At 32.1% G+C, this 21,718-nt stretch carries 21 protein-coding genes; 4 read left to right on the top strand and 17 right to left on the bottom strand.

Features of this window, described 5'->3' with window-relative positions:
- The first annotated feature begins 136 nt into the window (after window positions 1-136).
- A complete protein-coding gene (locus tag BC962_RS06335) occupies window positions 137-925 on the top strand; it encodes an SDR family NAD(P)-dependent oxidoreductase (RefSeq protein ID WP_121345077.1) in 789 nt (262 codons plus the stop codon).
- A 27-nt stretch (window positions 926-952) separates the two neighbouring features.
- Here the strand turns inward: BC962_RS06335 and BC962_RS06330 are convergent, their stop codons facing one another.
- Window positions 953-2,266: a DEAD/DEAH box helicase gene (locus BC962_RS06330; RefSeq protein ID WP_121345076.1), complete on the bottom strand. Its 1,314-nt coding sequence runs from the start codon at window positions 2,264-2,266 to the stop codon at window positions 953-955.
- Between the two features lie 114 nt (window positions 2,267-2,380).
- Between BC962_RS06330 and rlmF the strand changes: the two genes are divergently transcribed.
- Window positions 2,381-3,235: a 23S rRNA (adenine(1618)-N(6))-methyltransferase RlmF gene (gene rlmF / locus BC962_RS06325; protein ID WP_121345075.1), complete on the top strand. Its 855-nt coding sequence runs from the start codon at window positions 2,381-2,383 to the stop codon at window positions 3,233-3,235.
- A gap of 116 nt (window positions 3,236-3,351) precedes the next feature.
- Here the strand turns inward: rlmF and BC962_RS16570 are convergent, their stop codons facing one another.
- The 14 genes from BC962_RS16570 to BC962_RS06255 form a co-directional block, all read right to left on the bottom strand.
- Window positions 3,352-4,665 carry a prolyl oligopeptidase family serine peptidase gene (locus tag BC962_RS16570; RefSeq protein ID WP_262674337.1) on the bottom strand — a complete coding sequence of 438 codons (1,314 nt, stop codon included), beginning with the start codon at window positions 4,663-4,665 and terminating at the stop codon, window positions 3,352-3,354.
- Entirely contained in the window at window positions 4,665-5,453 is a 789-nt protein-coding gene (locus tag BC962_RS16565) for a beta-propeller domain-containing protein (protein WP_121345073.1), read from the bottom strand. The genes BC962_RS16570 and BC962_RS16565 overlap by 1 nt, the downstream gene beginning before the upstream one ends.
- Before the next feature lie 222 nt (window positions 5,454-5,675).
- On the bottom strand, window positions 5,676-6,794 hold the full coding sequence (locus BC962_RS06310; protein WP_121345072.1) for an alkene reductase: 1,119 nt from the start codon (window positions 6,792-6,794) through the stop codon (window positions 5,676-5,678).
- Between the two features lie 2 nt (window positions 6,795-6,796).
- Window positions 6,797-7,477, bottom strand: a complete 681-nt coding sequence (locus BC962_RS06305) for a type 1 glutamine amidotransferase domain-containing protein (protein ID WP_121345071.1) — start codon at window positions 7,475-7,477, stop codon at window positions 6,797-6,799.
- Window positions 7,478-7,573: 96 nt separating this feature from the next.
- Window positions 7,574-8,161 (bottom strand): Crp/Fnr family transcriptional regulator, encoded by a 588-nt coding sequence (locus BC962_RS06300; protein WP_121345070.1) that lies wholly within the window; start codon window positions 8,159-8,161, stop codon window positions 7,574-7,576.
- Between the two features lie 36 nt (window positions 8,162-8,197).
- Complete coding sequence (locus BC962_RS06295; protein WP_121345069.1) at window positions 8,198-8,899, bottom strand: hypothetical protein; 702 nt, start codon at window positions 8,897-8,899, stop codon at window positions 8,198-8,200.
- 96 nt (window positions 8,900-8,995) lie between these two features.
- Window positions 8,996-10,264: a cation:proton antiporter domain-containing protein gene (locus BC962_RS06290; RefSeq protein WP_121345068.1), complete on the bottom strand. Its 1,269-nt coding sequence runs from the start codon at window positions 10,262-10,264 to the stop codon at window positions 8,996-8,998.
- Window positions 10,265-10,267: 3 nt separating this feature from the next.
- Window positions 10,268-10,981 carry a hypothetical protein gene (locus tag BC962_RS06285; protein WP_121345067.1) on the bottom strand — a complete coding sequence of 238 codons (714 nt, stop codon included), beginning with the start codon at window positions 10,979-10,981 and terminating at the stop codon, window positions 10,268-10,270.
- Window positions 10,982-13,363, bottom strand: coding sequence for a P-loop NTPase family protein (locus BC962_RS06280; RefSeq protein ID WP_121345066.1), 2,382 nt, complete (start codon window positions 13,361-13,363; stop codon window positions 10,982-10,984). It lies immediately after the preceding gene.
- A 192-nt stretch (window positions 13,364-13,555) separates the two neighbouring features.
- The gene (locus BC962_RS06275; protein WP_121345065.1) at window positions 13,556-14,005 is read right to left on the bottom strand and encodes a cold-shock protein; all 450 of its coding nucleotides are present in this window, start codon (window positions 14,003-14,005) and stop codon (window positions 13,556-13,558) included.
- A 263-nt stretch (window positions 14,006-14,268) separates the two neighbouring features.
- Window positions 14,269-14,745 carry a cupin domain-containing protein gene (locus tag BC962_RS06270; protein WP_121345064.1) on the bottom strand — a complete coding sequence of 159 codons (477 nt, stop codon included), beginning with the start codon at window positions 14,743-14,745 and terminating at the stop codon, window positions 14,269-14,271.
- An 11-nt stretch (window positions 14,746-14,756) separates the two neighbouring features.
- Complete coding sequence (locus BC962_RS06265) at window positions 14,757-16,139, bottom strand: FAD-binding oxidoreductase (protein WP_121345063.1); 1,383 nt, start codon at window positions 16,137-16,139, stop codon at window positions 14,757-14,759.
- A gap of 221 nt (window positions 16,140-16,360) precedes the next feature.
- Window positions 16,361-16,726, bottom strand: coding sequence for a DUF1622 domain-containing protein (locus BC962_RS06260; RefSeq protein ID WP_121345062.1), 366 nt, complete (start codon window positions 16,724-16,726; stop codon window positions 16,361-16,363).
- Between the two features lie 40 nt (window positions 16,727-16,766).
- Window positions 16,767-17,222 carry a universal stress protein gene (locus BC962_RS06255; protein ID WP_121345061.1) on the bottom strand — a complete coding sequence of 152 codons (456 nt, stop codon included), beginning with the start codon at window positions 17,220-17,222 and terminating at the stop codon, window positions 16,767-16,769.
- 217 nt (window positions 17,223-17,439) lie between these two features.
- Between BC962_RS06255 and BC962_RS06250 the strand changes: the two genes are divergently transcribed.
- Entirely contained in the window at window positions 17,440-17,922 is a 483-nt protein-coding gene (locus BC962_RS06250; RefSeq protein WP_121345060.1) for a ferritin-like domain-containing protein, read from the top strand.
- 82 nt (window positions 17,923-18,004) lie between these two features.
- On the opposite strand, the gene BC962_RS06245 is transcribed toward BC962_RS06250, so the two are convergent.
- Entirely contained in the window at window positions 18,005-18,643 is a 639-nt protein-coding gene (locus BC962_RS06245; RefSeq protein WP_121345059.1) for a hypothetical protein, read from the bottom strand.
- 134 nt (window positions 18,644-18,777) lie between these two features.
- Here BC962_RS06245 and upp point away from each other — a divergent pair, with 134 nt between their 5' ends.
- Window positions 18,778-19,434 carry a uracil phosphoribosyltransferase gene (gene upp / locus BC962_RS06240; RefSeq protein WP_121345058.1) on the top strand — a complete coding sequence of 219 codons (657 nt, stop codon included), beginning with the start codon at window positions 18,778-18,780 and terminating at the stop codon, window positions 19,432-19,434.
- On the opposite strand, the gene tamL is transcribed toward upp, so the two are convergent.
- On the bottom strand, window positions 19,431-21,686 hold the full coding sequence (tamL, locus tag BC962_RS06235; RefSeq protein ID WP_245984089.1) for a translocation and assembly module lipoprotein TamL: 2,256 nt from the start codon (window positions 21,684-21,686) through the stop codon (window positions 19,431-19,433). The two genes, upp and tamL, sit on opposite strands and share 4 nt — an antisense overlap.
- Between the last annotated feature and the right edge of the window lie 32 nt (window positions 21,687-21,718).

The following is a 21,718-nucleotide window of genomic DNA, read 5'->3' as shown; positions in this document are numbered from 1 at the left end:
CGACTTGTTATTGTAAACATTTAAAACAAGAAGATTTATTTAAGTTCCATTTTATAAAAAGCAAGGAACAAAATCTTATATTTCAGTAGCAAAAACTTATCTAAGAAATATTTGATTATTAATTTAAAAGTTTGATATGAAATTTGAAAATAAGAATATCTTAATTACTGGGGGATCTAGTGGTATTGGAAAAGCCTTGATCTCTGAACTCTTTAATAATGGAGCAAGAACGATTGCTGTGATAGGAAGAGATCGGTCTAAAATGGAACCATTAAAAACCAAATATCCAGAAATTAATTTTTTGTTCTTAAAAGCGGATGTGGCAAAGCTGAATGAGATAAAAGATGTTATGCAACTAATTGGAAAGGTTTGGGATAGAGTAGATATTTTAATTAATAACGCAGGTGTTGTGAGTGCAGGAGCTTTAGAAGATATTTCTGATGAAGATATCATCGCACAACAGAATATTAATACCACTGGTCTTATATTATTAACTAAACATGTGCTTCCACTGCTTAAGAAAAGTGAAGATGCTGCGATTATTAATATTTCTTCAGGCTTAGGGCTTATTGGAATGCCATTTTATGCTACTTATGCAGCAACTAAGGCAGCTGTAAAACAGTTTTCTGAAGCCATTAGACGAGAACTTAAGGATTATCCCATACATGTTATGACAGTTTATCCAACTGCAACAGATACTCCTATGATGGAAAGTGCAGCCTCTAAAAATATGGATACTCCAGAGCTCGTTGCCCAAAAAACCATAGAGGGTTTAAAAAATAAAGAAATAGATATAATTCTCGGTGGGGAGCAACGAATACAGGATAATAAGGATAATTTTAATGATCCTTTAAAATTTGATGAAAAAGTAAATAGCATGTATGATACTATGAAAAGCAGAGCGAAAAATCACCGTTCCATGTAAATCATATTTCGAATAACCGATTTAAATTTAAATCAGTCTCACCCTTACCTTCTTATTCTTGAGTTTCGTATTATTCAAACTTGCAATAAGCGATTGCACTTTTTTTGCCGGGACTGAAACAAAACAACAATCTTGTTTCAGTTCAATTGCTCCTAATTCATCTTTTTCAAGCTTTCCTTGTTTAAAGAACAATCCTGCAATATCTCCTTTGGATATCTTATCTTTTCTACCTCCAGAAACAAAAATGGTTTCCCAAAGCGTATTCTTAGGAGTTTCTCTAGACTTAAGATCTTTCAACTCGTCCATTTTTATAAAGCTTGGAAGATCTTCTTTTACCCACTTAATAACATATGCATTTCCACTCGCATTCATTCTAGCAGTTCTACCATTTCTATGGGTAAATTCCTCTTCTTTTAGCGGAAGTTGATAATGAATAATGAAATTAAGCTCAGGAATATCTAAGCCTCTAGCAGCAAGATCTGTGGCAACTATAATATTGTGTGTTCCATTTCTAAATTTAATTAGAGAACGTTCTCTGTCTTGTTGTTCCATACCTCCATGAAAACAACCATGAGAAATTTGATTCTGATGCAGAAAATCACTCACTCTTTGAATACTATCTCTAAAATTACAAAACACGATTCCTGGCTTATTGCCAATATGATCTAATACCTCTTTTAATGATTCTAATTTATCTTTGGAATTAGAATTTATGGTTTTAATCTGAAGCTGAGATTCCTTCTTGCCATTTAGATAATTTATATGTGCAGGATCTTCTAATCCCACAAATCTCGGGATCACAATTTGCTGTGTAGCAGAGGTAAGTATGCGTTTTTCAATATTTGGTAAAGCTTGGATGATCTCTGTCATTTGCTCTTCAAATCCAACTTCTAAAGATTTATCGAACTCATCTAATACTAAAGTTTTAATTCCTTCTACAGAAAATGTTTCTCTTCTTAAATGGTCTGAAACTCTTCCAGGTGTTCCAATTAAAATGGCAGGTTCATGCTTCAACTCTATTTTATCCTTAGAGAAAGGTCGACCTCCATAGACAGCATTGGTTTTGTAACCTGTACCCATTTCTCTAATCACTTGTTCTATTTGAATGGCAAGTTCTCTGGAAGGAACCAAGATCAAGGCTTGAACTTCAGGTGAATTCATATCTAACATTTCTATTATTGGTAATAAAAATGCCAAGGTTTTTCCGGTTCCGGTTGGTGATAATAAAACAACATTAGAAGTGGAACTTATTATATTGCAAGCCTCTTCCTGCATAGGATTCAGTTTTGCTATCCCCATCTTTTTCAAGATTTCGCTTTGATCTTTAATTGTATTTGCCATTTTGCAAAAGTACAGCTAAATCCGATACTTCTTAAGGTTTCTGAAGTTGTGACACTTAAGTTATTTCAACCATAATAAAGGTCGTATCTTTGCCCTTCAATTAATCTCACACATTTGCATCCAAAGAACATACATAACGAAGCTTATAATTTTGACGAACTTGAAAAAGCACAACCAGAATTATCACAATACATTATAGCCAATACCAATGCTGAAAAAACCATTGATTTTGGTGACAATCAAGCAGTACTTCATTTAAATAAAGCGCTCTTAAAGCATCATTATAAGGTAACCGATTGGAATATCCCACCTAAATATTTAATTCCACCAATACCTGGAAGAGCAGACTATATCCATCATCTTGCCGATCTTCTTGCTGAAGAAAAATTAACTCCAGAAGTTAAAGGTCTGGATATTGGAGTTGGAGCAAATTGCATCTATCCTATTTTAGGAAACAGCATTTATCATTGGAAAATGGTAGGTGCAGATATCGATGAAAATGCAGTAGTAGCAGCGCAAAACAACATAAGCACTACCAAAAAACTGAGTCAGAATATCGAAATAAGATATCAGGATGATCATTCTAATATGTTTAAAGGAGTGATCAAAGAAGGTGAGTATTTCAACTTTAGTATGTGTAATCCTCCTTTCCATTCTTCAAAAGAAGAAGCAGCTAAAACAAGTAGGAGAAAGACTAAGAACTTAGGGAGAGAAATTGGAAGTCCATTAAATTTTGGTGGAGAATCTAACGAGTTATGGTGTAACGGTGGAGAAGCTTTATTCTTAAAGCGAATGATAAAAGAAAGTGCCGATTTCAAAACTCAAGTTGGCTGGTTCACTTCTCTGATATCTAAAAAGGAAAGCCTTTCTAAAATATACAAGCAGTTAGATAAACTAAAAGCAACTTATAAGGTGATACCTATGAGTCAAGGAAATAAGAAAAGTAGGTTTATCGCTTGGAAATTTTAAAGCTTCAGAGAAGCTGTAATCTCCTATAATAAAAACCAAATAAAAAAGCTCTTCAAAGTTAATTGAAGAGCTTTTTCTGTTATAGAACATCATAAAGCTATTTTGCTATTCTTGGCTTATTTAAGTTCATTCAATAGAAAACCATATTTAAAGGAATTCTCTAAAACTTTATCTTCCATATTACTGGCTCCATAATGACCAGTTTTATTCTGCGTCCATAGTAAAACCGGATTTTTTTGATTGGGATTGTTCTGCATTAAAGCGGTAAATTTATAAGAGTGTAGCGGCGGAACCCGATCATCATATTTTCCTGTCATAATGAGTGTAGAAGGATAATTTTTGTTGTAATCTAAATTATGATAGGGTGAATAAGAAAGCAGATTTTTAAATTCCTCTTCGTTTTTTACACTTCCAAATTCAGACAGATTTGTGTTTGTAGCCCCCACTGTAAAGTTTTCGAATCTTAGCATATCTAAGACACCAACATCTATGGCTGCCGAGCCATAAAGATCTGGACGCATTGTAATTGCCGCTCCCATCACCAAGCCTCCGTGAGATGCCCCTGTAATTGCTATTTTCTTAGGAGAAGTATAGCCTTTTTCAATTAGGAATTCTGAGGCACTAATGAAATCCATAAAGGAATTTTTCTTTTTTAAATTCTTACCATCCTGCCACCAGGAATTACCTAGCTTTCCTCCTCCTCGCACATCTACATACGCAAAAGCTCCATCGTTTTCTAGGAAATATATAATTCCCGGGTCATATCTTGGAGTTCCCATATTACCGTAACCACCATATGTTTTCAATAAAAATGGAGTACTTCCATCGGTTTTTAATTCATTTTTAAAAACTATGAATATTGGAACTTCTACCCCATCATGAGATTTAAAAGTGGTTTTTCTAAATTTATAATCTTTAAAATCAAAGTTAACTTTTGTTTTATCATATAATTCTGAGGTAAATTTTTCCAGATCCAATTTGTATAATACCTGCGGAATTGTAAAAGATTCTACTGAATAAATAAATCTTTTTGAATCCTCATTAAAATTCATAGTACTCAAAGAGAGACCAGGAGTAATACTTAATTCATTTAAAACCTGCCCATCATAGTCTATTGCTATTATAAAATCATTAGCTTCTCCCTGATAGGATAAAATGATCTTATCTTCTAGTACCTCTTGCCCCGTTAAAATAGCATTTTCATATGTTGGTGATAAGTTTTTCCAGTTCCCAGGGTCTTTCGGATCGATTGCAACTAATAGCTGTTTATTGTTCATGGCTGTTCTCGCAATGATCCTATTTTTCTCGAAGCCACGGATGTTCAATTCATATTTTAAATTTTTTAAAAGAGGTCTAAATCGAATATTATCTTCTTTAGCTTCGTAATAGTAATAACTGTAAGTCTTAGATTCTGGCTCCTCTTTCTTAATTATATAGATCTCCTCTTTTGCATCACTATATAAATCAAAAGATTCTGAACTATTTCTGGTTTGATAACTTGATCTTTGCTTTGGTCATTTCCAATTAAATGATATCTAATTTTTGGATAAATAGTCTTTCCATTTAAAGAATCATTTGGATATTCTGTATAAAAAAAGCCGTTTTTATACCAGTTGATATCAGAAAATTTAGTGTCTTCTATTAGATCGTTTAATATCAACTTATCATCGATCTTAACAATTTTTATAACATTCCAATCACTTCCATTTTGATTATATTGAACCGCGAGATATTCATTATTTTTGGATGTTTTTAAATTGGAAATATTAATATCTCCATCAGTAGAAAACTTGGAGCTTCTTAAAAAAGGTACATATTTTCCAGTGGCTCCATATTTATAAAATATATCTGGAGTACCATAAGTATTAATATAATATAAACTAAAATATCGTTTGTTTCTATTTTTATCTGTACGTTCCTCTCTTCTCAAGAAATCTACATCACTAAACATGTACCTATTTATTTCTAAATAAGCTCCAGACTTGTTTAGCATTTTTTTTAAAATCTTCTCTGATACCTCGTTTTGCTCATCTACCCATTTAGATACTTGCAATCCTTCTTGGTTTTCTAACCATTGATAATTATCTATGATTGTTGTGTCGTGATATACATCTTCTACCGGATCTATTGGGGAGCTTGGATATACTATTTGAGATAATACGGGTTTAGAGATAAGAAAGAAAAAAATCAGTGTGGGGCAATACTGTAAATATTTCATAAATAGATTTAGACTCGGAGTTTTAAAAATTTAATAATACTCAAGAGAATTTATCAAAACCAATGAATACCATATAATTTGAGGCCATAAATATAATATTATATGTTAATTACAAAAACTCAAAGTCAAAAAAATAATCTGAAATCCATTGTTGATATAAAGACAAAAAAAAGCCTTTTAGAGTTTAATCTAAAAGGCTTTTTGTGAACTATTTAAGTGAATCTACTGTAACACAGGCTCTCTTTTTGTTTTAACTTTATAATCTATATAACCTTCTGGCCCTCCACTATAAAAAGTGTCAGAATCCCAATTATCCATTGGAACACCTTGTTCAAACCTTTCTACAAGATCTGGATTAGAAATAAATAATTTTCCAAATGCTACAAGATCAGCATTACCTTCTTCAATAACTTTATTTCCCTTTTCTTGGTCAAAACCACCGTTAATCATTAAGGTTCCATTATAAATAGGTCTGTAATGTTTTGCGATATTTGGTTCTGCAAAAGGAACTTCAGAAACATCTGTAAAAGGTTCAGATAAATGTAGATATGCAAGATCGTAATCATTCAATTTTTCAACTATATAATCGAAAGTAGGTATGGTTTCCTGATCTAATGTAATTCCAAAAAGTTTGTGCATAGAAGGATTTAATCTCACCCCTATTTTATTGGAAGGGATCACTTCTTTTACAGCATCCAAAACTTCAAAAAATAACCTTGCTTTATTTTCTATATTTCCGCCATATTCATCTGTCCTTTGGTTTGAACAATTTGTGAAGAACTGATGAAATAAGTAACCATTAGAAGAATGTATTTCTACACCATCAAAACCTGCTTCTACAGCATTTTTTGCTGCATTTTTAAAGTCTTGCACAGTGGTTTTTATATCTTCAATAGTCATTTCTCTAGGAGTAACCGTGTCTTTAAATCCTTCTGGAGTAAAGGCTTGTGCATTTGGATTTACAGCAGAAGCAGATACGGGTAAGGCTCCATCATGGAAATCTGGATGAGACATTCTTCCTACATGCCATAACTGAATGAATATTCTCCCATTAGCTTCATGTACTGCTTTGGTTACTTTTTTCCAAGCTTCTACTTGCTCTTTAGAATGAATTCCGGCGGTATTTATGTATCCTACAGCTTGTTTTGAAACTTGAGAACCTTCTGTAATTATAAGACCTGCACTTGCACGTTCTTTATAATATTGAAGATGCAAATCTTCTGTAGGTTTATTTTCAGGATTGCTTGCTCTACTCCTAGTTAATGGTGCCATCACTACCCTATTTGGAAGTTGAAGATCCCCCATTTTATAGGTCTGTAATAAGGCTTGTTTAGTACTCATGCTTATTTTAGTTTTTTCATTAAAAGATCTGCTACTTTAGAAGATGATGCTGGATTTTGACCAGTAATTAAAAGTCCGTCTTCTAATGCATAAGGTTGCCAATCTCCTATTTTGCTATAGTTTGCTCCTTTTTCTTTCATCATATCTTCAATTAGAAATGGCACAACATCTGTTAATTGTACAGCCTTTTCCTCTCCATTTGTAAATCCAGTAACGTTTTTACCTTTTATTAAAACATTTCCGTCTGTATCCTGTATATTTTTTAAAATTGCAGGAGCATGACAAACAAAAGAAACTGGTTTATTGTTAGCTATAAAAGATTCTATTAAATTCTTAGATGTTTTGCTTTCTACAAGATCCCATAAAAGACCATGTCCTCCTGGATAGAAAACAGCATCAAAATCTTCTTGATCTACATCTTCTAATTTCTTAGTATTTGCTAAAACCTCCTGAGTTTCTTTATCCTTATCAAAACGCTTAGTGTCTTCTGTAGCTGCATCTTCTGTATCACTATTTGGATCTATAGGAGGTTGACCACCTTTTGGAGAAGCTAATGTTACATTATAACCTGCATCTGTTAATTTATAGTAAGGTGCCGCAAATTCTTCTACCCAAAATCCAGTCTTATTACCGGTATTACCCATTTCATCATTGCTGGTTAATACAAAAAGTATATTTTTCATAATATATATTTTACTTGATTAATGAAAACAAAGTTATCAGAAAATCTGCGGAAATTACTTGATGTAAGTTAGGACGAAGTGTTAAAAAAAGTTAAGCTAAAGCACTTCTTTCCTTATTCTACTTAAGCTTTCAGGTTTGAGACCTAAATAATTAGCTATGTGATAATTTGGAACTCTTTGCTCTATCTTGGGATAAGATTCGCAAAATTCTAAATACCGCTCTTTACCACTTTTTTGAAGGCTAGATAATATTCTTGTACGTAGAGAAACAAAAGCATTTGTGGTTTTAATTCTAAAAAATCTTTCGAATTGCGGAATGCGAGTATATAATGTTTCTAAGGCTTCCCGATTAATGGCTAATAGCACTGAATCTTCAATGGTTTCTACATATAATTTGGCAGGCACTTTATTGAAAAAAGCTTCAAAATCTGAGATCCACCAATCTTCTAATGCAAACTGAATAATATGCTTATCTCCAGTTTCGTCTAAATAATAAGCTTTTAGGCATCCAGAAACAACATAATATTCTGAATTTACAAGATCCCCGGGTTCTATTAATAAACTCTTTTTAGAGATCTTAATCTCTTCCAAGATGCTACTGAATTCCTGTTCCTCACTTTCGGAAAGTGATATTACCTTTTTAAGGTGATTTAGAATATTAGTATGTACGCTATTCTCGCTCATTATCTAAACATACATTTTTGAAATGCAATTTAATATTTAAATTTCTTCCTCTACTTCTTCATCATTATGTGTTTTTCCTTCAAAAGCATCTACATATTTTAGATCTTGAAAGAAGTATTTAGAAGATATTACAGTAACTAAAGCAGTATTGTCTTCTTGTATTTCTGTATTCATTTGCCAAATAATATTCTCTGCTTCTACGAATGAGCCAGAGCTTAATTGTTCAGTAAATAATCTATTTATTAATGTATGTTCTGGCATTCCTTGAGCCAACAATCTAATTAGAGCAGCTTCTGAAATTTGATTATCAATAAGTAGATCATCCAATTTATTAGAAGTTATTTTCACTTCAAATTTTACAGCCTCAGGATGTGGAAACTTTCCGTTGAAGGCATCGTAAAGGATTTGTCCCGTATTAAAAAAGTCTTCATGAAAGCCTATTTCAGCATATTCTTCCCACATTTTTTCTTCCCTCATTTCATTGGAAAGATTATCTATTTGTCCAGAATTTAAACGATCATTAAAAACATATCCTAGAATTAGTTTTGCCGCTTCTTCAGGTTCATTATCTGCAATAGACATGTAACACATATCTTTTAGGTCGGCATCAGTTATTTCAGAAATATCTCCATATTCCATCACTCCTAGCAAATCCTTATATTTCTGCTTATCCCAATAATTAGGTAATTCCAGAATAGCTTCAAAGTTTAATATCTCTGCTTTATATATAGTATTCATTTCTCTGTTGAATTTTGATGTTGTAACTATCTAAATTTTTTAGATCTGCCAAATGTGACTAATTACAAGGGATTTCTATCACAACGCAAGGTTAATTTACCTAGAAGCTTCATCCAAAACAGGAGCTTTCCATTTGGTAGTACCAACTTTAATACTATTTGCTTCTTTTAATGCTTTAGAAGATCGACGCTTATCGTAAATCATTGCAAAGGTCATAATTAAACTGGTTCCGATAATTACAAATAACAAGATCCCGGGTTCAAAACTTTCTATTTGAGCCTCCACTGGAATTGCATAAAATAAGAGTACTGTAATTAATCCCCGTGGTGCAATAAATAACTGCGGAAGGATATCTGCACCTATAAAAATCCTTAGTAGTATGAATCTAATTCCGTAGATAGATCCAATGATCATTAAACTTATAAGTGCCACATCTACATTCCAAAGAGAAGCGATAGTAATTGTTAAACCGAAGATCACAAAAAAGAAAGTTCTTACTACGAAGGCCGTTTCTGCAGTGATAGTATGTAACTCATGATAAATATGATGTGCTTTTTCAAAATGAAGATATTTAGAAAGTCTTCCTTTAAAGAATAATTTCATATTGGCAATTACCAACCCAAAGATTAAGATTATGATGAGAGATGATAAATGCATCTTTTTTCCTAAGGCATATAATAAGAGTAATACTCCAATGAGAAGGAATAATTTAACTTGACTCTTTATACGTTGAAAAATTAAAATAATCCCATAACTGGCAACTAAGGAAATTACGATAGTTAAAATTAAATTCCCACTAAAACCTACCAGGCCACCATCTTCCGCAGGATTTAATTTACCTGTTAGAAAATAGAACATCATAATTCCCATAATATCAGAAAAGGTACTTTCATAAATATGAAATTCTCTTTTTGCTCCTGACAATCCTAGTACACTAGGAATAATTATTGCGCTGGAAAGTATAGATAATGGAGTGGCATATAACCAGGCAGATTGCATGGTCATTTCTGGTATAAAATTATATAAGATAAGGGCAGCAACCCATGCTGAAGCTAACAACCCTATTAACGCAATTCCCATAGCTTTTAAAATGGGGACCAGCTTTTCTCGTTTCAATTCCAGCTCTAGTGCGGCTTCCAGTACGATCATTATTAATCCAACTATTCCTAGGACCTCTAAAACGGGGAAAAAGTTAACATTCCCAGCATCCCAATAATCTAATAAATACTGTAGGCCTACTCCCAGTATTATTAACATTAGAACGGCAGGGATATTGGTTTTTTTGGATAACCCGTTAAATAGAAAGGACAGTATGATAATTACCGACACTCCAATTATTAAATTATAAGAGGATAAAATTTCCATATATTAATTCACTTTACGGGTTAATTTTGTTTCTATCTCTTTTGAATTTAAAAAAGAAATAAGATCTTGGGTAGTTGCTCCAGACTCTAAAGTATATTTTAAAATGAGGTCTTCAGGTTCCACCCCATTTTTAAGACTTGGCTTTTCTTCGAAATTTAGAATAGGATTATCAAAAAGAATATCTAAAACAGCATCTTGTGTAAGAATAGTTTTGAGATAAAGGGTTTGTCTTAAAGCACTGCTTTTATTAGAGTTTATAGTAAAACCAAATTCTTCTATATTCTTATAATTCACATATTGCTCCCCATATTCTGTATTAACAATCATTCCTAAAACCATTAATTGTTTTATTTCTCCCTCTAAATCTTTGGATTTAATAAGTGCTCCTTTACTTACAATAGGGTTCGATTTAAATAATATGCCACTTAAGTAATTTTTAATATAAGGAAAGCCAAATATCCCAATTATCAGTATAAGGATAGAATGCGTAATGTAATTAATAGAAATAAAACCAAGCACAAATACTATAACGGCAACTGGAACGTAGAAGAATAAGCTATTTCTTAACCAAAATATAAACTGCTTATTGGTTAAATTTTTCTTAGCTGAATTTTCAATAAGCCGGATCACTATTTTTATAATTCCATATAATGCCAGTAGTCCTATAAAAAGATAAAACAGTCCTTTCCACGAGTAAAATGTAGTAATAGTTTCCATTTAATTTATAGTTCCTCTATATCTCAGAATCTCAAATACATCTGAAGTTATTACTCGGTTTAAAATAAGATTTCCATTAGAGTTTCGGCATAAAACCTTAGTATTTACCAGTCTTTTTATTCCTGAATCGAAATTGATGTTATAGCCCTTACCTAAGAAGCTCTTTAGAAGCACCTCATTAACATATTTGTAGAGGTACACATATTTTAATATGATGAGTTCTTCTGAACTAAAAAAATCTTGAAAGCTACATTCAGCTTCTTCAAAAATTACAAGATTATTATCTATCATTTTAGTGCTATATGCCCAAGCTTGGAGCACCTCACCAATATTATTTTTAAAATCACTGCTTAATTCTTGAACCTTATTTTCAATTTGTTTAGGAGACATTACATTACTATCCTTATTCACCAATTTTTTATGAGAAGCACCATGCCGAATTAAAACAGCCTTAAATATTTCTTCTGAATTGGTTTTATTTAGATCTATACGTGTGGTAAATGCATTAGAAAACGGGAGTCTCTTATCTAGATGTCGTTGCATTGCTTTAGAAATAGAAACCAACACGAAGATCCTGTCAGATTCTGAAAGCACAAAATTAACCAAGGCTCTCACATTATCTAAAAAACTAATATCCTCTGATCTCCAATATTCAAGATCGTCTACTAATAAAACTGGTTTAGTATTATAAATGTTCTTTTTAACTTCCTGTAGAGCTTCTTTTAAATTTTTGTTTGTTTTAAACTTTCTACCTTCTATAGTAATAGTACTATCTGGTGCTAAAACTATAGTTTCCTTGCCAAAATGTTTTTTAGCAAAATCCTCCATGAAGGTAGATTTTCCACTTAAATTATTACCGGTGATAAGAACAGATTTATTAAAGCCATTCTGCCAATCCTTGAAACACGTATCAAGTTTCTTTTCCTCATCTATTCTAGGAACAAGAAATAGATCTCCAATAAAGTTTTTATTTAGAAATAAAGTATCATAATGAGCATTTTCCTCTTTTACCATTCTAAAATTGATACAATTAATAGCTTTCTCAGTTAAATTATCTGGAGAAGTAGAAATGGTTTTTTCGTAGGAAGAATTTAAGGATCTAAATGCTGTTTTAATTTTCTGCAATAGCCCTTTAAGTAGTCCGCTGCTACCTGCGGTATATAGATTTAGTGAAGATTGAAATGAAACTTCCAAAAATTCTTCTGAACCATAAATATTAGTTGCCAGAAGTTGCTTTTCTAATTTGTTCTCAATTTCAGCAATAATTTGTTGCTGCTTATTTATGTTTAATCTAATGGTATTTCGGATCTCCTTTAATGTTGCTATTTGAGGATCAACCGGGGCCAAGGACGAATTATTTTTTAATAATTTCAGGCTACTTTTTAAATTAAGAAGGCTGTGTTTAAAATAGGAAGCCAAGTTATTCTGGTTTTCCCACAGATCGATCAAATAAGGCAACAACTCATAATCTAACCATTTTTTTACAGATCTATTAAAATCTATCTTTTTAATAAGTAAAAGCCCTTCGTTTATAGCTGCTGGGAAATTTAAAGTTTCTAAGGATTTCACCTTGTCTTCAGCAAGATCTGAGAAGCCTTCAAGTTTTCTGCCAGAAGTTTCTATTTTTTTTACTGCAAGATCTATCTCTGAAATAATTGAGGAAATCTCATCATTATCACTCATTTTTTCCAATGAAATTGAGACTGTTTCAATGGTTTTCTCTGAATTTTTTGCCTCTTCTAAACTGCTTTCATAAGAACTAATTGTATAAGTTTTAATCGAACTAAAAATATCGATCACCTTTTGAAAGTCCAGACCTGAATTACTAATTAGTTCAATATGTTCCAGAATATCTACAAATTGCACCTTGTAGATATACCAAGGGTTTTGATGATGCTTTGTTTTTTTGGAAATATCCTTTCCACTCTTTTCAAATCTAGAGATAGTTCTATGCTCTTGTTCTATATTTTTCTGAAATGAGTTTAGAGCTTGATCAAGTATGGATTTAGATTCTTCAAAATGTGTTACAATAGAACCTGTATTTACTACATTTTCCTGTGCCTTATGTGATGCAATTTGAAGTTGAAGAAAAACATCTCGATGCAATAGCATGAGATCCTTAAAAGGTTTTGCTAGGGCATAATGTAATAAATAGCTTTCTTTAGAATTTTCATCTGGAGTGGATAGCTTTTGAAATTCTAAATCTGAAAGTGAAATATAGAAGTTAGCTAATTCTGAAAAATCTAAAAGAATTGCTCTTTTCAATTTTTCAGAATCAGTAATAGTATCTAGTACATTTTTATATTCATTAAGTTCTAATTCGAACTTTTTTGAAGAGTATTCAGATGTAACCTCAGATGGTTCCAAAACTTTTATTTCCATTTATAGATCAAACAACTTAGATGAATGTAATTATACATTAATATCATCTAAAGTTACATACATTTTATCTTAAATGACAAATTTAGCTATATACCATCTTGGAAGATGCAAAACGTAAATCAACCAAATTATAATTTCAGTAAGAACTAAATTATAAAATAGTATTTAAACGAGTTTAAAGTAAGGGTTTAATTATCCCTTTTTAACTCTAACAGCGTTCATTCCTTTCATTCCACGTTCAATTTCGAAGATCACATTATCACCTTCTTTTACTTCATCTACCAATTCGCTAATGTGAACGAAATATTTTTCTTGAGAATCTAGATCATTAATAAATCCAAAACCTTTAGAATCGTTGAAGAATTCAACTTTACCTTTATGGAAAGGATCCTCTTCTATATATTCTTTTTTTGGAACACCAATAACAATACTTTCTGCATCTACTTTTTCCTTCTTTTTATTTGGATCTGGTGGAGTATCTGTTAATTGCCCGTTCTCATCAACATAAACCAACATATCTTCCAAGTCTCCACTTTTAGGATTTGATTTACGCTCTTCTTTCTTCTTCATTTTTTCCTCACGCTTTTTTAAGCGCTTTTTTTCCTTTTCTTTTTTACCAAAACTTTCTTGTGGTCTTGCCATTCTTATCTAAACTATTAAATTATTAAAAAGCTGTTCTATATGAACAGTCTGGAGACTCGTAAAAACACTCGATTTGAAAGCAAAAAGATCTCAAAAAAGATAAAATAATCCTTAATGAGTGTAATTAAATTACTTGAAGGGTATTTATACGATTACCGTTGTGTAAAAGTACAATAAATATAGCAAAAAACATTATGCATTTAACATCTGCCATATTAAATAAAAATTTTTACAAATCAGGTTTCCATCTTTATCTAATGTGCTTATTTGTTCACTGGTATGGCATCTAAAGGGTTTTCAAAACCAATAAATAGGACACAAGGTCCAGAGTTTCCGCATTTTCCAGTATGTGGTTTTTTGGCAGGACCATAAGCATAATAACCTTGTTTTAAAGTTTGAGTTTCTTCACCCTTGTATGTTACCTCAAGTTCTCCAGATAATAAGATCATTCGCTCTGGAGAATTGTGCCAATGGTTAGGAATATCTGTATTTGCTGGTAATTTAAAAAGTATATCCACATTTTGTTTAGACGGATCTCCGTGTAAAACGGCAATTTCACATCCATCTGGCATAAATTCTGGACATGGTCCCCAAGTAATTTCCGAACTATTTGCATCCCTTATAAGAGATTTTTCAAAAGTCATATTATTATTCTCTTGTGCTACTAATACGAATGGAAAAACAGCAAACATTATTAAACTTAATCCAACATTTTGAAATGAACTTATATCTCTTTTCATATTTATAATTATTAAGGTTTAATATTTTGATTTACTCTAAACAAATTTTTAGGATCATACTTTCTTTTAACTTCTACTAAGCGATCATAATTCCCTTTATAACTAGCTTTAATTCGTTCTTCTCCTTCATTCATTAAAAAATTGGAATATGCTCCCCCTGCAGAATAAGGATGTAATGCTTCCCAATAGTCCTTGCACCATTTCGTTATTTTAACAGCATTAGCTGGGTCTGGGTCTACTCCTACTATAACTCCTGCATATTTTGCATCTCTATATGCCCAAGCAGTTTCTGAATTCTTTTTTCTACTAGCAGCTCCGTTTATAGGGTACAAATGCATTTGAGATAAAGGCGTTGGAATTTGAGAACCAAATTTTTTGTGTTGTTTTCTCAATTCTGGTCCGAGTTCATTAAAGAAATCTGCTCGCCAATACCATTGCAATCCAGGTGGCATCAATTCATCAAACATGCTTTGGATTGCTGGATAGGGCATTTCCCCCAAATGCTCAAAAATAGGCTTCAGTTCTCTTGCTGATTTAAATACTTCTTCAGTATTTTTAGGATCACCGAGATAGCACCAAACAATTCCGCAGAACTGTTTATTATGAAGAAAGTCTGGAAAAGGAGGCCCCGGAATTATCATAGTTGCTATAAATCCATTAAGATCTTCTTCCGCCGTTTCAATAAATGTATCGTACCATTTCATAACTTCCTCTGCCTGTTCTATAGGCCACAGCATGGGTCCTCCATAAACTGTTTTCACTGGATGTCCTTGAAATTTAAAAGAGGTAACTATTCCAAAATTCCCACCACCGCCGCGAATTGCCCAAAATAGGTCTGGATATTGATGGTTATTTACAGTGAGGTAAGCTCCATCTGCCATTACCATATCTACTTCTAAAAGACTATCTATAGTTAGACCATATTTTCTAGCCAAATAACCAATTCCACCCCCTAAGGTTAAACCTGCAACACCAGTACTAGAGATCATTCCCGATGGAACGGCTAGTCCAAATGCATGGGTAGCATGATCTACCTCACTCCATAAATTACCAGCACCAATTCTTACCGTATCATCTTCAGCATTAACACGTACGAATTTGATTTCAGAAAGATCTATAACCATTCCACCATCACATAATCCCAATCCTCCACCATTATGTCCACCGCCTCTAATTGCAATTAATAATTTATTTTCTCTCGCAAAATTTACCGCAGTAATTACATCGGCAGCATCAATACATTTAATGATCATTCCCGGATGTTTATTGATCATTGCATTGTAGACCTTTCGTGTCTCCTCATAAACTTTATCATCAGGAAAAATAACTTGGCCTTTGATCTCATTAGTTAATACATCCTTCATGGATATATCTACTGTTCCCGTTAACTCCATAACTAAACTATTTAATAATTAAAGTGAATATTTATTAATAGTATTGAGGTATTCTCATTGCTATTTATTCTAGTTGTTTGGGATATATTCTAAAGGGATGAATGGAGGGATTTAACTGATATTCAGATATTTAAAGGTAGTAAATTTATTTAATTTGAAAGTGGTTTTTAGTAATTTGTAGAGGGAAAAATAGAAAAAGGTATTCTTTTAGAAAGGATAAATTAATCTGTAGACGATTTTGTTACCATTTTTTTTGATTGCCAAGGAAATTTTCCTTCAATTTCTACTTGTAGTGAAATGCTTAAAAATGTTCTTATTAGTACGATCACTCCAAGGGTAAATACTCTCCTTAGAGTTGGTTCTGTAACCACAGTTGCTATAATATCTGCAGCTACCAATACCTCTAACCCTAATAAAATGGCTTTCCCAAGCTCACGTCTTAATCTTGTATATAGATGATTCTTAAATTTTAGCTGAGAAATAACAAAACGTGATATCGCAATTAATGCGCCACAAGCAATAATAACTACCCCTACAGCTTCCAATCCTTTGGCAATATATTCTATATATAATTTTACTTCATCCATTTTACTTATAATAAGTGTTCAAAATATCATGATGTAAAACTTATTTTTTAGTTGGGATCATATAAACTGGAACCTTGGTATTCTTTAAAACTTTAGATGCCACATCTCCAATAAAGATCTTCTCTAAGATGTTATGACTATGTGTTCCAAGTACGATCGTATCTGCTTTCCATTGTTCTGCATATTCCAAAATAACATCTGCAGTATTCCCTTCAACTACTTTTGTAATTACTTGATTTGCGCCTAAATGTGTTTTTACCGTCTCCAAGAAATTCTCTGCGACTCTATGCATTTCTTTATTTATATTTAAATCAATTTCCGCATCAAAACCATCATATCCCATAAATGTTGGATACTGAACTCCATAGTATTGAATATCTGCAATAACATGTAATAAACAAACCTCTGCATTTAAGGCTTTTGAAAGTTGATATCCAGAATTAGCAACTACCTCGGAAGTTGGATTATAATCTATACAAATAAGAACTTTTTTCATAGTTAATTGAAATTAAAGCATATTATCAAAGTAATCAAATTTCAGAATGGGTTACTAATTTCGGTATAAATTGAATAAGCCGCTATACCCATTCCACTTATTTTTAACTTCTTAACAAATTGTGTTAAACCATTGCAAAATATGATTTTGGTTAGTTTTTATCATCAATTATCAATGTATATTTATATAATAATATGTAATTAACAAAATTAAAAATATGAAAACCACTAGAGAAGAAGCTAAAGAAGAGAGTCATAATGAAATTGTAAATAATCTAAATGAACTTTTAGAAAAAAATTATGATGCTGAAAAAGGATTTAAAAAAGCTTTAGAAGATGCTGAAAATCCTAGTTTAAAAAATTTCTTTAAAAAACAAGCCGTAATTAGAAGTAGATTCAAAAATGAAATAGAAAAAGAACTTCATGAGCTTAATGCCCATCCAAAAATAAAAGAAGGAAGTGCAACAGGAAGTTTACATCGTGCTTGGATAGATATTAAGACTGCTCTTTCTGGAAATGATGACGAATCGGTTCTAGAAGAATGTATTAGAGGAGAAAAAGCGAGTGCTAAAGAATATGAAGAGAAATTAAGTAAAGGTCATTTTTCTCCAAATGTAAAAGCAATGCTTACAAGTCAATTACATGAAATTAAAAATACAATTTCCAGCGTAAAACGAATGGAAGATATTGCAGACGATTAAATTATAAAGGATATTATTTAAAAAGCCATCAAAAAATTATTTGATGGCTTTTCTATTTTAAATTCTATTTTCTTAAAAATAACTATTGCTTTACTACGATAACACTAGCCTTAGCGCCAGTAAGTAAATTCCATTCGTTCGTAGTTATTAATTCCCCCTGATCTCCGTATATCTTGAAGGCTGCAGTATTTGGGCCAGAACTACCTTGATTAAGTGCTTCGATTTCTATAGTATTAAAGCCACTATCCAACTTAACAAGAATAGGTGTGTAATTTGCTTGTAATTCTATTACAGATTCTATCATTTTTCCATTCACATAAACCCGCACTTTATCTCCATCTACAAATTGGTAATCTCTACATAAAACCTCTACATAACTTCCTTTGGTTTTAAAATCTCCTAAGTACTGGTCCTTTCTATATTCTTCACTAATTCGCTTATCTTCTGTCCACTTTTTTTCTATAAAATCTCCTGCCGTTAAAAGATCATTACCAGTTTTCATGCTGAATGTTTCTTTTTCTTCTGAAGGTAAATTAGATGTTCTTTCTTTGGTTTTAAAGAAAGGATTGGTAGATTTTCTTGCTGGAATTGAAGAACTTTCTGTTGGTGGAGGAAAAGAAGTTCCTGCTCGTTCTATAGGTGTAGATTTAATAGGTGCTTCCTGAGAAAATCCTAAACTAGAACTAATAACAACAATAAGGAAAACAATATATATTTTCATACAACAAAAATAAGGAATTATAAGAATCTCTATAATATCAAAAATAGCACCATGAAATAGAAAATTGTGTATTTTCTTTAAATGAATGAATAGCTTACTAAATATTCTACTTAAATTTATCCAAAATTCTTTCCATGCAAGTTATTAATCTAGGCGAACACCAATCTATACTAAACAAATTTATTTCAGAGTTAAGAGATGTTTCTGTTCAAGCAGACAGAATGAGATTCCGAAGAAATATTGAGAGAATTGGAGAAGTGCTTGGATATGAATTGAGTAAAACCCTTTCTTATAATAATATTGATGTTAAAACCCCATTAGGAACTGCTACCTGTAATATTCCAAAAGAAGATGTTGTTATCTGTTCCATATTGAGAGCAGGTTTACCATTACATCAAGGTTTGCTTAATTATTTTGATGGAGCTGAAAACACCTTTATATCAGCTTATAGGCATCATATTTCTGAAACCGAATTTGAAATAAAAGTAGAATATCTGGCCTCTCCTTCTTTAGAAAATAAAGTATTGATCTTAGCCGATCCAATGTTAGCTACTGGAAGATCTTTTGTTAATGTATTTAATGCATTAAAATCTATGGGCACACCAAGAGAAATCCACTTAGCATCGGTTATAGGATCTGAGCAAGGAGTTGCACATATCGCTGAACATTTTCCTGAAAGCACTAAATTATGGATCGCTACCGTGGATAAAGAGTTAAATGATAAAGGATATATTGTACCAGGTCTTGGCGATGCTGGAGATCTAGCCTACGGAATTAAACTTCAGCATTAAAAAGGATACCCAATAGCAAAATTAAGCACGGGATTCTGATAATCGAAATTAAACTTCTTGCCATCTGTTGGCCTTTTAACTGCAGCTGCAAGATCAAATCTAATTACGAAGCTTTGGATATCTATTCTTAATCCAGCTCCCACACCCAGTCCAAGTTCATTAATAAAATCACTACTAAACTTTCCTCCTTCTAAAGAATCATTCGTGTTCCAAACATTTCCTGCATCTACAAAAAGACCGCCTTTAAAAAAAGAGTAAATCGGGAATCTGTATTCAACATTGGCTTCTAATCTCACATTTCCTGTTTGATCAAAATAGGAAAGATTATCTTCCGATTCTTCTGGCACATAAGTTCCTGGACCAAGAGATCGCGTTTTAAAGGCTCGAACACTATAAGGACCTCCAGAGAAATACTGCCTTGTATAGGGCATAAATTCTGAATTTCCATATGGCATTCCTAATCCGGCAAATAATCTGGTAGCTATTTTTTGTTCTTTTCCAAAGTTATAATGGTATCTAAGATCTACATCTGCTTTTGCATATTGAGCAAATTCTAATCCTGCAAACTTCTTAGGTGAGCCATCATCTGTTTTAGAACTTACTAGATCTAAAGTGTTTCCTGCAATATCTACATTCAAGCTGCTAAAGAATTGATGTGTTTTGGAAACATCCACCATTCCATTATAAGTAAAAGTATACGTTAGTCCTGCAATAAATTGCTGATCAAAACTAGTTCTTAGAAAGGGATTTGCGATTAAAATATCATCGAATGCCTGTGTTGTATTTGCTAGTTTAACGTAATTAACAGCGATTGGATTAAATTCGTGCGTAATATATTTGTTAGCATTCCAATAGTAACCGAAGCTTCCATAAAATGACATAAGGCTAAATAGATTAGTTCTTGTTAAGTAATCTGCACCAATGCTAATTTTGGTTTTGGGAATTGCATACTTAAAGAAGTCTTTACTTATAGAAATTGGAAAAAGAAGTCTAGGATATATAAGATCTGCTCCTATCCCAAACTCCAAACTATTAAAACCAGATTGACTTCCTTTGGATAACTGAAATTCATATCCAAATTTTCCAGTAAGGTTTAAAATTTCTCCACCTTTAAAAAGATTTCTGTTTACATAAGTAAGGGCCAGATTTGGTCCTGCAAAATTATTAGATTTTGTTACAGCCTGTAATTCAGCTCTAACAGCTCTTTTATTTAGTGGAGATAAGAAAATATTGGCTTCTAAGATTCCTAAACTATCTGTAGAAAGAGAATCTATTTCATCATATCTAATATTCACAAACTTATAAGCCCCAATATTAGATAAACGTCTACTAGTAGCACTAGAAAGCGACGGATTAAAATACTGCCCTTCTTCTAATAGAATAAAAGGGTCTAATCTATTAGGTTTAAAATATTCTATATCTTGAATAAAGTTTTTTTCTGCATAACGAGTAGTATCCTGTGGAATAGAATCGTTACCGATCACATAATTAGGATAGATGTTCACTTTTGTGATTTTATAAGGTACAATGCTTCTTTTTGGTACATCTATTTTTAATCTTAGAAAAGCATCAAATCTTTTGTTTGAATATTGATTGGTATCTGCTTCGAAGATCAACAAACCGGGACTAAAATTATAATAACCCTTTTGTTTTAGATCTCGATCTATTCGTTCTCTTTCTCTCTTTAATTTAAAAAGGTCATAACGCATCCCTTTTTTTATTACAGTTTTAGAAAGTCCTGCCTCAATATCATTATATACCAAAGAACTATCGGAGTCTATTTTATAATGTTCTAAAAGATATGGTTGGGCTAATCGAATGGTATAATCTACACTAGCTTCTTTTTGAATGCTGTCTTCTTCTACCCTTGAAGTAACTTCACTAAAAAAGAAACCTCTATTCTCTAATCGGTTTAATAATAAGGCTTCAGTTTGTGCTTGATCTATTCTAGTAGAATATACAGGTTCTTCCCCAAGTTTTTTATTCAAGAATTTGTTAATGAAACCTGGATTTTCTTTTTGTGCTTTGTAATAAAAAAATAGTCCAGGACGCATTCCCAAGAATTCTTTGTTTTTAACCGGTTTTAGAACGCTCTCCAACTCTGCTCTAACGGCATCAATATCTTTAATAGTATCTATCTTTTCTGTAAAAGCAATTTCAGACCCAGCATATAACAATTTATCTTCAGGGATGTATTTTTCAACACTACAACTATTTAAAACAGTTAGCATAAGAACAATTACAGAAAACATTCGAAATATTTTCTTTGCCGAAAAACATTTAT

Source organism: Gillisia mitskevichiae (assembly GCF_003634585.1).
Taxonomy (GTDB): Bacteria; Bacteroidota; Bacteroidia; order Flavobacteriales; family Flavobacteriaceae; genus Gillisia; species Gillisia mitskevichiae.
Note: the sequence above shows the minus strand (reverse complement) of the source record. Positions and strands in the feature narration are given on the sequence as shown.